This is a genomic window from Novosphingobium sp. BL-A-41-Hi4B-X5A (genome assembly GCF_055521705.1).
The window spans coordinates 821,013-835,260 of record NZ_CM145500.1 but is presented as its reverse complement, the minus strand read 5'-3'; the positions used below and the strand labels follow the sequence as shown (position 1 = coordinate 835,260).

13 protein-coding genes are annotated in these 14,248 nt (G+C 62.8%); 8 read left to right on the top strand and 5 right to left on the bottom strand.

Annotated elements, in window-relative coordinates:
* Window positions 1–61: 61 nt before the first annotated feature.
* Complete coding sequence (locus tag ACZ1JY_RS03775) at window positions 62–964, top strand: DMT family transporter (RefSeq protein WP_168903449.1); 903 nt, start codon at window positions 62–64, stop codon at window positions 962–964.
* Complete coding sequence (locus ACZ1JY_RS03770) at window positions 964–1,245, top strand: HNH endonuclease family protein (RefSeq protein WP_465130404.1); 282 nt, start codon at window positions 964–966, stop codon at window positions 1,243–1,245. The genes ACZ1JY_RS03775 and ACZ1JY_RS03770 overlap by 1 nt, the downstream gene beginning before the upstream one ends.
* On the opposite strand, the gene ACZ1JY_RS03765 is transcribed toward ACZ1JY_RS03770, so the two are convergent.
* From ACZ1JY_RS03765 to ACZ1JY_RS03745, 5 genes are read right to left on the bottom strand one after another with little or no spacing between them, the layout of a single operon-like run.
* Window positions 1,242–2,084 (bottom strand): HAD-IIA family hydrolase, encoded by an 843-nt coding sequence (locus ACZ1JY_RS03765; RefSeq protein WP_118073730.1) that lies wholly within the window; start codon window positions 2,082–2,084, stop codon window positions 1,242–1,244. The genes ACZ1JY_RS03770 and ACZ1JY_RS03765 overlap by 4 nt on opposite strands.
* Complete coding sequence (locus tag ACZ1JY_RS03760; RefSeq protein WP_118073731.1) at window positions 2,081–3,553, bottom strand: biotin carboxyl carrier protein; 1,473 nt, start codon at window positions 3,551–3,553, stop codon at window positions 2,081–2,083. The genes ACZ1JY_RS03765 and ACZ1JY_RS03760 overlap by 4 nt, the downstream gene beginning before the upstream one ends.
* A complete protein-coding gene (locus tag ACZ1JY_RS03755; protein ID WP_465130403.1) occupies window positions 3,550–4,884 on the bottom strand; it encodes an acetyl-CoA carboxylase biotin carboxylase subunit in 1,335 nt (444 codons plus the stop codon). The genes ACZ1JY_RS03760 and ACZ1JY_RS03755 overlap by 4 nt, the downstream gene beginning before the upstream one ends.
* A gap of 1 nt (window position 4,885) precedes the next feature.
* On the bottom strand, window positions 4,886–5,332 hold the full coding sequence (locus ACZ1JY_RS03750; protein ID WP_465130402.1) for an acetyl-CoA carboxylase biotin carboxyl carrier protein: 447 nt from the start codon (window positions 5,330–5,332) through the stop codon (window positions 4,886–4,888).
* A 7-nt stretch (window positions 5,333–5,339) separates the two neighbouring features.
* Window positions 5,340–6,557: a Tm-1-like ATP-binding domain-containing protein gene (locus tag ACZ1JY_RS03745; RefSeq protein ID WP_465130401.1), complete on the bottom strand. Its 1,218-nt coding sequence runs from the start codon at window positions 6,555–6,557 to the stop codon at window positions 5,340–5,342.
* A gap of 115 nt (window positions 6,558–6,672) precedes the next feature.
* Here ACZ1JY_RS03745 and ACZ1JY_RS03740 point away from each other — a divergent pair, with 115 nt between their 5' ends.
* From ACZ1JY_RS03740 to ACZ1JY_RS03715, 6 genes are all read left to right on the top strand, one after another.
* Window positions 6,673–7,473 carry an IclR family transcriptional regulator domain-containing protein gene (locus tag ACZ1JY_RS03740; RefSeq protein WP_465130400.1) on the top strand — a complete coding sequence of 267 codons (801 nt, stop codon included), beginning with the start codon at window positions 6,673–6,675 and terminating at the stop codon, window positions 7,471–7,473.
* 79 nt (window positions 7,474–7,552) lie between these two features.
* Window positions 7,553–8,572: a zinc-dependent alcohol dehydrogenase family protein gene (locus ACZ1JY_RS03735; protein WP_465130399.1), complete on the top strand. Its 1,020-nt coding sequence runs from the start codon at window positions 7,553–7,555 to the stop codon at window positions 8,570–8,572.
* A 54-nt stretch (window positions 8,573–8,626) separates the two neighbouring features.
* The gene (locus ACZ1JY_RS03730; protein WP_465130398.1) at window positions 8,627–9,172 is read left to right on the top strand and encodes a VOC family protein; all 546 of its coding nucleotides are present in this window, start codon (window positions 8,627–8,629) and stop codon (window positions 9,170–9,172) included.
* 117 nt (window positions 9,173–9,289) lie between these two features.
* Complete coding sequence (locus ACZ1JY_RS03725) at window positions 9,290–10,549, top strand: MFS transporter (protein WP_465130397.1); 1,260 nt, start codon at window positions 9,290–9,292, stop codon at window positions 10,547–10,549.
* Between the two features lie 17 nt (window positions 10,550–10,566).
* The gene (locus ACZ1JY_RS03720; RefSeq protein WP_118073736.1) at window positions 10,567–11,508 is read left to right on the top strand and encodes a helix-turn-helix domain-containing protein; all 942 of its coding nucleotides are present in this window, start codon (window positions 10,567–10,569) and stop codon (window positions 11,506–11,508) included.
* Window positions 11,509–11,657: 149 nt separating this feature from the next.
* Entirely contained in the window at window positions 11,658–14,216 is a 2,559-nt protein-coding gene (locus tag ACZ1JY_RS03715) for a TonB-dependent receptor (RefSeq protein ID WP_465130396.1), read from the top strand.
* The last annotated feature ends 32 nt before the right edge of the window (window positions 14,217–14,248 follow it).

Below are 14,248 nucleotides of genomic sequence, written 5' to 3'. Positions count from 1 at the left end.
ACCGCTAGGACTTTGGTTATGATCAATAACCGCTCCTTGAAGGGCAACAGGATTTCGCATCTTGCAGGATAGTCACAGGTCCGGACTGCTATTTGCCCTGGGCGGTTTCGCTCTGCTTTCGCTGGGCGATGTGCTGGTAAAGAGCATGGCCGGGGCGTGGCCGGGGACCGCCATTGGCGCGTTGCGCTATGTCTTCGGAGCACTGGGGCTTGGCGTTATCCTCCTCGTTCAAGAGGGGCCGAAGGGTTTTGCCTTCCCGCGACTGCGCTGGCAGATCCTGCGTGGCTTGAGCGTAGCGGTATCGGCAATGAGCTTCTTCAGCGCAGTCCACCTGATGCCCATCGGTGAGGCGACCGCGATCTCGTTTACCAGCCCGATGATCACGGCCCTCCTCTCGGCAATCCTGTTGGGCGAGCCAATGCGCAAGGAAACCTGGATCGCAACGGGGGTAGCGTTCACGGGCGTGTTGGTAATCCTGCGCCCCAACCTTTCGCTGCTGGGACCGGTAGCATTGCTGCCGGTCGTCGCAGCCAGCGGCATGGCCCTGCTCATGGTTGCAAACCGCAAGGTTGCCGGCACCGGCAGTTTGCTGTCGATGCAGTTCAACGTGGCCCTGATCGGCGCGGGTTTCCTATGCCTTGGCACGTGGGCGGGCCACCAAAGCGGCATCCACTTCTTCCAGATACCGGCGCTGCCAACGTCCGTCCTCATCAAGTGCGCGGTGATCGCGGTTTCGGCGAGTTGCGCGCACGCCCTCATCTACGTTGCGACCACGCGGGCCGGGCCTGCATCGATCGCACCGATGACTTACGTGCAGCTTCTGCTTGCCGGCGCGTTCGGCTGGGTACTGTTCGGCGAACGCCCTGATTTCGTGGCAGCTTTCGGAGCGTTGGTCATCGTCGGCGCGGGGCTGTACCTGTGGCGCGCTGGCAAGCCACCTTCAGAACCGGCCATGACCGATTGATGGATGGGCCTTCCAGGTCCTGCTGGCTTTGCGGGCGGCGCTTGGGGAAGCGCGTGGAGTTCCATCATCCCGTTCCCAAGAGCCGGGGCGGTCGGCTGACCGAAGCAGTCCATCCGATCTGCCATCGGACGCTCCATGCGACCTTTTCGAACAGCGAGCTTGGACGCATTGGCGCTGACCGCGAAGCTCTTACGGCCAATCCTGACATCGCGCGGTTTCTGGTGTGGGTAGCGAACAAGGACCCGGATTTTCACGCGCCCACCGCAGCAAGAAAGCGCTAGAGCACGTCGAGCAGAGGCTTGAGGTCATTCAGCAGCACTGTTGGGCGATCCTTCTCGGGCAGGGCCACATCGCCGCCCATGATGCCGGTCGCCAAGCCAATAGAATGCGCACCTACGGCGTTGGCCATGCGCATCTCGAGCGCCGGATCATCTCCGACGACGACGACGTGTTGCGAAGCGCTGCGAGGCAAGCCCATGATGGTCAGTGCCGTCTCGAAAGCGACCTTCGAAGGCTTGCCCAGGATGCGCGGGCGCTTGCGGGTCATCGCGGTCAGCATGGCGTTGATCGGGAAGCTTGCACCGATCGCGCGGCCATTCTCGGTCGCGAAAAACGGGACGTTGCTGGCGGTAACCAGACGCGCTCCGTGCCAAAGCGAATGGCAGGCCGCCTCAAGCGAAGTGAAGTCGAACTCCCGGAACCAGCCGGTATAGACCGCCTCGACCCCGTCGGCCTCTTCTGCCGGGCCGACCACGTTCAGCCCGGCATCGATCAGCGGTGCTGCACACCCGGGATTACCGAGAACACGAACCTTCTCGATCCCGCTTTTCGCCAACCAGACCGCTGCCGACGACGATGGTGTCAGCATCTGGTCATCGTCCACCGGGAAGCCCGCGTTGCGCAGCGAATTTGCATAGGCCACCGGCGGCTTGGCGGTCCCGTTGGTGAAGACGACGAACGGCTTCCCGCTATCTTTCAGTGTGCCCAGCACTTCGATTGCATGGGGAAGGGCGCGGTGACCGCCGCTCTTGGAGTCTCCCAGTGCAATTGTGCCGTCCATGTCGAAGATGAAGCCCGCTGCATCCCGCAGGCGAGCCTTGAAATCTGAAGTAAGGGTCAAAGCGCTGCTCCGGCATGGAGGGCAAGGCGGAAAGATCCGCGTTCGATCACGATGTCACGTGCGTCTGGCTTCGCCGCCAGCTTGCGCAGCAGTGAAATGATTGGCGCGGCTTTGGGAGAATAGGTCGCGCGGGAGCGACCTGCCGCGAGCATGGCGTCAACCTGTTCGGCGGGCATGACTGCACGAAGGAGGAACTCCTCGTCGGGCATGTGGTAGCCAAACTGGCGGCGCAGATCGCCGAGTGCAGGGAAGGTTGGTTCCTTCTCCAGTTCACGCGCACGAGGGCGATCCATGATGGTGGCGAGCACTTCCCGGTCGACCGGTGAAGTGGGCTTGCCGAACTTGCCCATGCAATAGCGGATGACCTGATCCGATACCTGCGCATAGCGCCGCTCGCCGATCACGTTGAACAGGGCCTGGGTCATGACCATCTGCGGGAAAGGCGTGACCATGATCGGAAAGCCGAGGTCGGCGCGGACTTGCCCGGTCTCTTCGATCACCGCGTTCATCCGGTCCGACAGGCCAAGCTCTTCGAGCTGGCGCGCGATCGTGGTCATCACGCCACCGGCGATCTGGTGACGCAGGAAGCTGGCGTCGAAGTTCTGCGGCGTGCCCGGCGGAAGCCCCTCAGCCAGCGCGACGCTCTGCCAGTAGGACGTCAGGCGCTTGAGCGCAGCCTTGTCGATGCCAACCGAGAAACCGGCCTCTTCGAGATTGGCAACCATGCGATTGGCTTCCGGCAGAGAAGAGCCGTCGCCACCTGGGCCGACGCCAACATGGATCGCGGAAATGCCGAGTTTTGTCGCCTCAAGGCTCGCCAACATGCCTTGGCCAACAGTGGTATGGGCATGGATCTCGAGCGGGCGGTTGCCGATCGCGGCCTTCACCGCCGGGACCAGCGTGCGAGCGCGATCCATCGAGAGCAGGCCCGCCGGGTCCTTGATATAGAATAGGTCGATGTTCGGGCTCTGCCCGACGGCACGCGCGAAATCGGCATAGAACTGGTCGGTGTGGATCTCGGAAAGCGTGAAGGTCAGCGCCGCCATCACTTCGGCGTTGCCCTCTTCCTTCACCAGCTTCGCCGCCTCGATCACCGCGGGCACCTCGTGCATCGGGTCGAGCAGGACAAAACGCCCCACGCCGTTGGCCTGCAAGGCGCGGTAGACCAGACGCATGAACTCGGGATCGGCCTGCTGCCAGGCGATGAAGCGCAAGCCGGTGGTGATGAACTGAAGCGGCGTTGTCGGCATGGCCGCCGACATGCGGCGGAGGCGTTCCCAGGGATTGTTCTGGAAGTAACGCACGGCCACGGCCATGTGGCTCGACGACGTGAAATCAATGGCCCTGAACCCGCAGGCTTCGGTCAGCGCGGCAGCTTGCAGCATGTGCGCGGTATTGAGGCCGGTCGCGCCCCACAGGCTCTGGTTGCCGTCGCGCATGGTGACGTCGACGAGACGGATCTCGGTCATTGGGCAAGTCCCGTGAGGAAGCCGGTATCAACGCCGCCAGCAACAAAGCGCGGATCGGCGACAATACGGCGATGGAGTGAAGCGGTGGTGGGCAGTCCCTCGATGTGCAGCGAGCGCAGCGCGTCGGAAAGCCATTCCACGGCCTGCTCGCGCGTCTCGCCGTGCACGATCAGCTTGCCCATGAGCGAATCGTAGAACGGTGGCACTTCGCCCCCGATGCCGATGTGCGTGTCCACGCGCACGCCCTCGCCAGCAGGCCAGGCAGCGCGAACTGCACATCCCGGGGAAGGGCGAAAATCGGCCTCGGGGTCCTCGGCGTTGATGCGCACTTCGATGGCGTGGCCGTGAGGACGTACCATCGCCTGCGTCAGGGATAGCGGCTTGCTCATGGCGACCAGCAGTTGCTGTTCGACAAGATCGACGCCGGTAATTGCCTCGGTCACGGGGTGCTCGACCTGAATGCGCGCGTTGAGTTCGAGGAAGTAGAACGAGAAGTCCTCGGCATCGACCAGGAACTCGGCCGTTCCGGCGCCGCGGTAACCAATGTGGTGGGCGAGCTGGACGGCGGCTTGTTCGATGCCTGCGCGGGCCTCCAGAGGCATCGCGGGGGCAGGGGCTTCTTCGACCAGCTTCTGGAAGCGCCGCTGGATCGAACAATCGCGCGTCCCGAGGTGAATGGCATTGGTGCCATCGCCAAGAAGCTGCACTTCAACATGGCGTCCCCGCGCAACGAAGCGCTCGACATAGACTGCGCTGTTGCCGAACGCGGCCTGCGCTTCGGCCTGAGCCATGTCGAGTGCGCTGTCGAGATCTTCAGGCCGATCCACGCGGCGCATGCCTTTGCCACCGCCACCGGCCACGGCCTTGAGCAACAACGGATAGCCAGTTTGCGCAGCGCGGGAATGGACGTCTCCACGCGTTGCAGCCTCGCCCCCCGGTAGCACGGGGAGGCCCGCTTCAACGGCGAGCGCGCGGGCTGCGAGCTTGTCGCCCATGCCTTCGAGCGTCTTGATGTCAGGCCCGACGAAGCAGATGCCCGCCGCTTTCACAGCGCGAGCGAACGCGGCGTTCTCCGACAGGAAGCCGTACCCCGGATGCACCGCATCGCAGCCTGACTTCACCATCGCATCGACCACGCGATCGATGGCCAGGTAGCCCTGCGACGATGGCCCGGGGCCGACGATTGCGACATGGTCCGCAAGCTGCGCCGGAAGCGATGCAGCGTCGGCTTCGGAAGCACCGAGGACGGTCTCGATCCCCATGGCGCGCGCGGTGCGGATGACGCGGAGCGCAATTTCCCCGCGGTTGGCGATGAACAGCTTGCGGATCATGTCAGGTCAGCCGCACCAAGGCTTCGCCCTTGGCGACCAAGGTCCCGTTCGCAGCAAGGATCTCGGCGATGATGCCGCTGCGGCCGGCGTGCACCGGGTTCATCAGCTTCATCGTCTCGACGATGCCGATCACCGTCTCCGGGCCGACTTCATCTCCCGGTTGGACGAAGGGCGGCGCGCCGGGTTGGGGGGCGTGATAGAATGTGCCGGGCAGGGGCGAGCAGATTGCGTTGGGGTCAACCGTTGTCGCGCTTGCCTCGGCTGAGACTTCCGGCGCCGATCCAGCCCATTGCCATTCCTGTATCACGCCGCCCTGTGCGTCGGCGCCCTTGGCCACGCGCAGGCGAAAGCGGCGCGTCGAAAGATCGAGTTCGCGGTAGCCGGACTTCTCCAGGATCGCGGCGATCTCGGCGATGTCTTCGTGAGTCAGGGGAATGTCGTCGGTCATCTTCGGATCAGTTCTTTGCGGCCAGCAATTCTCGCGCCGCGGCGATCACCGCGCTTGAGAAGGCTTCGTCGTTGAAATGGGAATCGATCGCCGTGACAGGCACATGGTCGGGCATGACCTGCGCAAGGTATTCGGCGAAGGGTCCGGGCACACTGAGGTCCTGCAGGTGCCCGGCGTCGCTATCGTGGCTGGAAAAGCCCTTGAGCGGAGTGAATACCCGCACCGGGCCCTTGGCTTCGCGCACGTTGGCGGCAAGGTGATCGGCCAGCCTCTTGAGATCGTCCACCTTGGTTCGCACTGCAGTAAGCTGCGGGTTGTGCTGATGGTAGCGGCGGCCGGGGAACTGCACCTCTGCCGCATCGATCGGTCCGCCGATGATGAAGTCAGCATTACCCGGTGCCAGGATCGTCGGGATGCCCTTGCGCAGCGCTGCGCGGCCGCGATCGGGGCCGGAGTCTGCCAGCCCGCCGAAAAGATGATCGAGGATCTCGGTCTGCGAAAGGTCGAGGACCAGCGCCACGTCCTTGTCGGTGGCGAGGCCATCCAGCGTCGGCCCGCCCGCGCCGGAGGAGTGGAACACCATGACTTCGCAGCCATCGCTCTCCAGAGCCTGGCGGATGCGCTTCACGCTGACTTCGGTGGTGCCCAGAGTGGTGATCAGGACCAGCGGCTTTTCCGGGCCCTTGTCGCGATCATAACCTTTGGCCATGCCGGCAACAGCGTTGGCGGCGTTGCGAAAAACGTCCCGGCTGATGGTGTTGATGCCCGATATGTCGGTCACCGCGTTCATCATCGCGATGTCCTTCACGCCCATGTACGGCTTGGTGAAACCCGAAGCCATGGTCGAAACGATCAGCTTGGGCAGGCCGTAGGGGAAGCTCTGCATTAGCGCCCCGGCAAGCGCCGAGCCCATCGAGCCGCCAACTGCCAGAATTCCCGAGACGGGCGACTTGGCGTCCCACGCATGGGCCGCAGCAATTGCGCCACCGATCATTGCATTCTGGCACTTGCCTTCATGGCCAAGCGCTCGGACCTGCTCAATGGTCATGCCGGCTGCCTCCGCAACCATCTCGGGCGAGATTTCGGCGCCGCCGACAGTGCGGCGGACGCTGGGATCGAGGTGGACCACGTCAACGCCCGCCGCCTCCAGCGCGGCCCGGGTGAAGCGGGCTTCCTCTTCCTTGGTATCCTGCGTGCAGATGAACAGAACGCTTGGCTTCGTCATCGTCTGGTTTTCCTCTCCGTCCCCTATTGCTGCGACAGTGCGGTTGACTTTGCACGGGGGTTTCGTGATTTTGCGTTGCATAAGGTGAAACGCAGAATTTGCCGGAGCAGGATGGATGCTGGAACGCAGGGTCAAGACCGTGCGCGCGTTGGAGCGTGGGCTGGACGTGCTGATCGAAGTGCAGACGCGCAAGGCGGCAAGCTTGCACGAGCTGCATCAGGCCACAGGTCTGCCCAAGGCGACTTTGCTGCGAATGCTGGTAACGTTGGGGCAGAAGGGACTTGTGTGGCAGCGTCTTGCCGATGGCGCGTACCTCCCGCATGTGGACCGGATCGAGCGCGCGTCGTTCACCTCCTCCGCCCACATTGCTGAAATTGCCTCGCCGTACATGAAGGCGTTGTCCACGAAAGTGGCATGGCCGTCGGTGCTGGCAGCGCCGCGACTCGATCACATGGAAATTCTTGAGACCAACAGTCCGCTGTTCCGGCTCGACTCCGCCATCCTCGGTCCGGTCGGGGTCAAGCTGTCCTACATCCATACGGCAACAGGCCGTGCCTATCTCGCAGCCTGTGGCGATGCCGAGCGGGATTCGATCATCGACCGCCTGCGGCCCGCTAATCCGCCGGAAGGCAGCGAGGCCGAACTGCGGCAAATGCTGCAACAGGTCAGGCAGCGCGGTTATGCAACTCGTGATCCTCTGCTGCCGTGGCCGGATCGCTCCAAGCAGCTGGTCTTGCGCGACGGCCGCCGCTCCATGGCGGTGCCGATCATGGTCGGCGGGTCGCCCATCGCGACAATCAATGTCACGTGGCCGGGACGTCGCGGTGCGGACGAAGCGGTTGTCCAGCGTCATCTCGAAGCACTGAAGGCTACGGCGCGTGCCATTGCCGCTGCACTCGAAGCGAACCCCAATTAGGTTTCATTAGGTGAAATCGGTTTGTCCAACTGATTAATTTGTGCCGCTGAATCGGTGATGATCCTTCCACAGGGAGAAAATGCCGATGCGCCAGTGGGTGATTGCCGCAGGCTCGACGTCGCTCGATGATTTGCGACTGGACGAGACCGACATTCCGCAGCCGGGTCCGGGCGAAGTGTTGGTGCGCGTTCGTGCGTGCTCGCTGAACTACCGCGACCAGATCATTCCGCTCGGGTTTTATATGGGCGGCGTGGTGCAGCAGGACACCGTGCCGCTGTCCGATGGTGCGGGGGAGATTGCTGCAGTGGGCGAGGGCGTTTCCTCGCTCAAGGTGGGTGACCGCGTGGCCGGCATCTTCTTCCAGAACTGGATGGACGGTCCGCCCAACCCCGGCATGGGCGTCGCCCTTGGCGCGCCGCCCGCGCCGGGCATGCTGCAGGAATATGTTGTTTTGCCTGAGCATGGCGTAGTCCCGCTGGCCGAGACTCTGGATTTTACGCACGCCGCCTGTCTGCCCTGCGCCGGTGTCACAGCGTGGAACGCCCTTATGGAAGGGCCGCGCCCGGTAAAGGCGGGAGACACTGTCCTGGTTCTCGGCACTGGGGGCGTGTCGCTGCTCGCGCTGCAGATTGCCAAGGCTGCGGGCGTCACCGTCATTGCCACGTCGTCGTCGGATGAAAAGCTTGAGCGGGTGAAAGCGCTCGGCGCCGATCACGTGATCAATTACCGCACCACGCCCGAGTGGGGTGCAGAGGCGGCCCGGCTAGCTGGTGGCGGCGTTGACAAGGTCGTCGAGGTTGGCGGCGCTGGCACGCTCAAGCAATCCATTGCCGCCGTCGGGTTTGCGGGCGAAATCGCCCTGATCGGCGTGCTGACGCGCGAGGGTGACACCAACCCCCACGGCTTGATGTTCAAGGGCGCATCGATCCGCGGCATCTTCGTCGGATCGAAGGGCATGGCCCAGCGGCTCAATGCTTTCATCGACCAGCACGGGATCAAGCCAGTGGTAGATAAGGCTTTCCCGCTCGAGAACGCCCGCGACGCTTACGCGTACCAGTCATCAGCCGGCCTGTTCGGCAAGGTTGCGATAACGCTCTAGCAGAATGTGGCGCGCTTCCGTCCGCTAGAGGCGGGGCGTGCGGAGAGGACAGAAATGGCAAGAATGCTCGGCTTCGGCCAGCCGTTCGGTGGCGTCATGCAGACTGCGTTTGTGGTCGAGGACGTTCACGCGTCGATCGCGCACTTCCAGAAGGATTGCGCCGCTGGGCCGTTCTTCCTGCTCGACCATTTCCTCGGTCCTGACCAGTTCTACCGTGGCGCGCCATCGACTGCCGATGTCATGATTGCGATGGGCTTTATCGGCCACATGCAGGTCGAACTGATCCAACCTCTTGACGGCAATTCTTCAGTCTATCGCGAAACGATTGAGAAGCGCGGGTACGGATTCCATCACTTTGGCATCGCTTGTGAAGATGTTGAGGCGGAGCTGCCGGCATACCTCTCACGGGGCTACAGGCTCGCGTTCAAAGCCGCGGTGCCTACCGGAGGGAGCGTCGCCTATCTCGAAGGCGGGACTGCTGCGGCCCCGGGGTTTCTGGAACTTATCCCTGCAACACCAGGAATGGACGCGCACTTCACAGCGATGTGGCAGGCATCGCAAGGATGGGACGGCGCCGACCCTGTACGACCATTTATCTGACCCCGTGCGCTCTGGTCCCGGTCGGGCTGCGCGGCAATCCAAGAGAGGGCAACGATAGCGACCTAGAATGAGAACAATGTCGGCATGGGATCGGCAAGTGGAAGATGGGAGAGGTAAATGTTGGCGACTGCGAAGATGAATGCCGGAAAGGCCAGAAGCAGCGGCTACCAAGTGTGGGTTACCGCGCTCCTCAGCCTCAATTTCGGCATCCTCTTCTTCGACCGCAATGCGCTCAACTTCCTGATGCCGTTCGTCCAGCCGGACCTGCAATTGAGCAATACGCAAGTCGGCATGTTCAGCTCCGCCCTGTCGCTCACATGGGCGCTGTCGGGCCTGCTAGTCGGGCGCATCTCGGACAAGCTGGGTTCCCGCAAACCAGTGGTGGTCATCGCCACCATCGCCTTTTGCCTGTGCTCATTCATCTCGGGTGCTGCATCTTCATTCCTGATGCTCCTTGGCGCGCGCCTCCTGATGGGTGCTGCCGAGGGCGGGGTCATGCCGGTCAGCCATTCGATGATCGTCGCCGAGGTCGCGCCTGAACGCCGCGGCCTCGCCATGGGGGTCGCGCAGAATCTGGGGTCCAATCTTCTTGGCTCCGGTCTTGCGCCCTTGCTGCTGGTGCCCGTAGCCGTTGCCGTAGGGTGGAGGACGGGCTTTTACCTGGCTGCATTGCCCGGACTCGTCACCGCGGCCCTCATCTGGTTCACGCTGCGCGAGCCGCCGGTTGAGACGCATGATGACGCTGCGCCCAAAGTCACGCTGCGTGAAGCGTTCGGGCACCGCAATGTCATCCTTTGCGCCCTGATCTCGATCCTGCTGGTTTCCTACCTGGTCGTATGTTGGGCCTTCATGCCGCTTTTCCTGACGAAGGCGCGCGGGTTTGATCCCGACACAATGAGCTGGCTGATGGCAACGCTGGGTATTTCGGCGGGCCTGGGCAGCTTTGCCGTACCGGCAATCTCCGACGTTATTGGCCGCCGCCCGGTGATGATCTTTTTCTCGTTCCTCGGCGTGATCCTGCCTCTGGGCGGCCTGTATTACGAAGGCTCGGCCTGGGTTCTCGCCGCGATTTTCTTTTTCGGCTGGGGCCTCAACGGGCTGTTCCCGATGTTCATGGCCACGATCCCTTCGGAGTCGGTCGACCCTCGTCTGACTGCGACGCTGACCGGCGTCGTGATGGGCACCGGCGAAGTCCTTGGCGGGGTTCTGTCGCCATTCCTCGCCGGGACGCTGGCTGACGCTTACGGCCTTGCCGCACCGCTGTGGCTGATGCTCGGCTGCACCGTGCTGGCAGGTTTCCTGACACTTGGACTTATCGAATCCGCTCCGCGCGTTGTTGCGCGGCGCTCTGGCAACGCGATCCCCTCGATCGCCTGACACAACGGAGAAGAACCATGGGTGCGCTTCTCAAGTTTCACACGGCCGACGTCGCTCCACCTGATCGGGCGCGATATTGGAACGAGATTGCGGATCGGGCCTTCACCGGCACATTCGTCAACGTGCCCGGAGAAGACTTCGCGGGGAAGATGCTGTCGTGGCGCGTCGGTGAACTCGACATGATCCGCACGGATTCTTCCCATTCGGCAGTAGGTCGCAATCCTCTGCCGCAGGATGACGAGCGCCTGATCCTCCACCTGCAATGCCGCGGCAACAGCGAGCACACGCAGGGGCGCCAGGAATGCACGCTCCTGCCGGGTGACTTCGTTCTGGCAAGTCCTCATCAGCCCTATTCGATCCGTCTCACCGGCCACGAACTGCTCGTGGTCGAGTTCCCGCGAGCGCCTTTGGCCGAGCGCTTTTCGGGGATCGACGATGCGCTGATGCAGCGCATGTGCGGCGCGACACCTGGCGGGCGCGTGTTCCACGATTTCCTGTTGTCATTGTGGCAGCAGGGCGAGCGCGCCGCAGAGGATCCGGAATGGGAAATCGGCGTCAACGCCGTATTCTATGACCTTGCCGCCATGGCCATGCGTGGAGCGCAGCGTCCATCGACCGACGCAGGCGAGGCCGATCTGCGCCGTCGCGTGTTGGCCATGGTTGCAGCCAACCTTGAGGACCCGGCCTTGCGCACAACATCCGTGGCAGATGCCTGCAGTGTATCGGTTCGTACGGTGCAGAACATCTTCGCGGCGATGGGGACCACGCCAACGGCGTACATTCTCGATCAGCGCCTGCGCCGCGCGGCCGACAGGCTGATGGCAAGGCCCGATGCCAGCATTACCGAGATCGCATTCGAGCTGGGTTTCAACGACAGCGCCTACTTCACGCGCTGCTTCCGTCAGCAGTTCGGCGCAGCTCCGCGCGACTGGCGGATGGGCAGAAAGACGCCAGCATGACGTAACGGAATGCTGCGCAGCATGATTTTTGCGCAGCAGTCCTTATCAGCTTGCGCGTGAGTGCAAGCGACCATTTTCGCCAGTGCCTATCAAGCTGGCGAGATTCCGGGGCAGGGGCCCCGCTCCGAAAAAACAGGGAGAGGAAAACCATGAGAATAGCATCGGTTTCCATTGCAGCCATGGCCGCGGCTCTTGCCGCGCCAGCGTTTGCGCAGGATCAGGCTCAGGCCGAAGACAACACCGGCGGCATCGCACAGATCGTGGTGACCGCACAGAAGCGCGCGGAAAACGTCCAAGACGTGCCAATCGCAATCACTGCATTTACCGCCGGCGCTCTCCAGGAACGCGCAGTGGGCGACGTTTCGGCGCTTTCCGGCATCACCCCCAACGTCACCCTTGACGCATCAACCCCGTTCTCCGGTTCGAGTGCCGTGCTGGGTGCGACGATCCGTGGCATCGGCTCGTCCGACTTCGCGTTCAACATCGACCCTGCCGTCGGTGTCTATCTCGATGGCGTCTATCTCGGCCGCTCCATTGGTGCCAACCAGGACCTGCTCGACGTCGAACGGATCGAGGTCCTCAAGGGACCGCAGGGGACTCTGTTCGGCCGTAACACCATCGGCGGCGCGATCTCGATCGTGACGCACACGCCGGGCAAGGAATTCCACGTCAAAGGCGACGTGACCGTCGGCCGCTTCAATCGCGTTCAGGCCCGTGGCCTTGTCGACATTCCGCTGACTGAAGGTCTCAGCTCCTCGGTCGCATTCGGCATTCACAAGCGCGATGGGTTCCAGAAGCGCATCCCCTATCCTAATGCCGGCGCGAACGACAGCTTCACACAGTTCCCTGCCTCGGGCTATGAAACCCGCAGCCGCCAGGGCGGCGACAATTCTTGGAACCTGCGCGGCAAGCTGCGCTGGGACAATGGCACCAGCTTCCGCGCAACGCTGAGCGGTGACTACACCAACATCGATCAGGACTCGACTGCGAACACCGTCCTGGCCGTCACGCCGATTCCCGGACCGTTCGCTGGTGTTGCTGCCAACAACATCCCCGGCACCGCACTTGACGTCGTGACGGGCAGCTCGGGCTTCCTGTTTGCTGGCCTCTACAATTTCTGCATCGGCGCCACTGCAGCTCAGATCGCAGCACGCAACGCCACCGCTCTTTGTGGCCCGCGTTCCAGCGTAAGCGGCTACAATACCATCCCCGGTCTCGCCAGCCGCAATGTCGACGGCGATCCGTTCAACAATCTGCTGCCCTACGACGGCCGCTGGGTGAACACCGACAAGGACACCACTTACGCCAACGGCAACAACTTCTCGAAGCTGAAGCAGTGGGGCCTTGGCCTCAACCTTGAGTATGACCTATCCGACAACGTCATGCTCAAGTCGATCACTTCGTATCGCGAAGTCGATTTCAAGGCAGGTGTCGACCTAGACAACTCCCCGCTGCCGATGCTGCAGACCAGCTTCATCGTCGATCAGTACCAGTTCAGCCAGGAAGTCCAGCTGACCGGTTCGGCGATGGACGGGGCGCTGAACTTCGTGCTTGGCGGCTATGGGTTCAAGGAAAAGGGTGATCTGCGCGACTTCGTGACCTTCTCGGCCGGCTTGTTGCAGGTTGATGGTCCCGGCAAGGTAGATACCGAAGCCTACGCCGGCTTCGGCCAGATCGACTGGCGCGTCAGCGACCTGATCGGCATCTCGGTTGGTGCCCGCTACACCAAGGAGAACAAGCAGTACGACGGCGCACAGGCTGACGTGAACGGCTTCAACTACAAGCTGTTCAACTGCCTTGCCACCGATCCCGCAACCGGCAATCCAACCGCGGCCTGCGCCACGGCTGTCGGCTTCCCGATCCCGTCGCAACCCTTCCGCTACTATCCGACTGCGCCAAACAAGCAGACGTTTGACGACTTCTCCTACAAGCTCGGCCTGCAACTGCATCCGACCGAAGACGTGATGGCCTACGGCTCGTTCTCGCGCGGGTACAAGACCGGTGGCTGGACAACCCGTCTGTCCAATCCGCTTCCGGTCGCTCCGACCTTTGGCGAAGAAATCGCCGAGACCTTCGAAGCCGGCGTGAAGTCGACGCTGCTGGACCGCAGGTTGCAGCTGAACGCTGCAGTGTTCACCACGAAGTACAAGGGCATCCAGCTGAACTTCCAGCAGGGCGTCTCGCCGACCATCCAGAACGCCGGCGATGCTCGCATCAAGGGTTTCGAAATCGAAATGGTTGCAGCCCCCGCCGATGGTTTCACCATCACTGCGTCGGCAGGTCATCTCGATGCCTACTACACGAACGTGCTGGCTCCGGCGCAGGTTGCACCGAATCCGTTCCAGCTCGGCGTGCTGAAGGGATCGGACCTGCCCAAGGCACCTTCGTGGAAGTTCAACGTCGCGCCCCGCTTCGAGATGGCCGTTGGCGATGGCAAGATCGTCGCGCTGGCTGACTGGACCCACACCACCGGCATGCGCAACGACACCGAGGGCACGATCCTGCTGCTGCGTCCGACGACCGACATCGTGAACGCCAGCCTGCAGTACCAGGCGCCGGAAAACCAGTGGAACCTCACGGTCGGCGGCACCAACATCACCAACGAACGCTATCTCGTGACCGGTCAGGCACAGATCGCGGGCGGCCAGATCTACGGCACTTACAGCCGTCCGGCCGAATGGTACGTCAGGCTCGGCTTCGAGTTCTGACAAGCTTAACGATTTGCGCGGGCGGGGTCGTC

Excerpts from the sequence above, each read along its gene's own strand:
- ACZ1JY_RS03720 (WP_118073736.1), top strand. The coding sequence starts at position 10,567 with ATGGGTGCGCTTCTCAAGTTTCACACGGCCGACGTCGCTCCACCTGAT.
- ACZ1JY_RS03770 (WP_465130404.1), top strand. The coding sequence starts at position 964 with ATGGATGGGCCTTCCAGGTCCTGCTGGCTTTGCGGGCGGCGCTTGGGG.
- ACZ1JY_RS03730 (WP_465130398.1), top strand. The coding sequence starts at position 8,627 with ATGGCAAGAATGCTCGGCTTCGGCCAGCCGTTCGGTGGCGTCATGCAG.
- ACZ1JY_RS03725 (WP_465130397.1), top strand. The coding sequence starts at position 9,290 with ATGTTGGCGACTGCGAAGATGAATGCCGGAAAGGCCAGAAGCAGCGGC.
- ACZ1JY_RS03715 (WP_465130396.1), top strand. The coding sequence starts at position 11,658 with ATGAGAATAGCATCGGTTTCCATTGCAGCCATGGCCGCGGCTCTTGCC.
- ACZ1JY_RS03740 (WP_465130400.1), top strand. The coding sequence starts at position 6,673 with ATGCTGGAACGCAGGGTCAAGACCGTGCGCGCGTTGGAGCGTGGGCTG.
- ACZ1JY_RS03760 (WP_118073731.1), bottom strand. The coding sequence starts at position 3,553 with ATGACCGAGATCCGTCTCGTCGACGTCACCATGCGCGACGGCAACCAG.
- ACZ1JY_RS03735 (WP_465130399.1), top strand. The coding sequence starts at position 7,553 with ATGCCGATGCGCCAGTGGGTGATTGCCGCAGGCTCGACGTCGCTCGAT.
- ACZ1JY_RS03750 (WP_465130402.1), bottom strand. The coding sequence starts at position 5,332 with ATGACCGACGACATTCCCCTGACTCACGAAGACATCGCCGAGATCGCC.
- ACZ1JY_RS03745 (WP_465130401.1), bottom strand. The coding sequence starts at position 6,557 with ATGACGAAGCCAAGCGTTCTGTTCATCTGCACGCAGGATACCAAGGAA.
- ACZ1JY_RS03755 (WP_465130403.1), bottom strand. The coding sequence starts at position 4,884 with ATGATCCGCAAGCTGTTCATCGCCAACCGCGGGGAAATTGCGCTCCGC.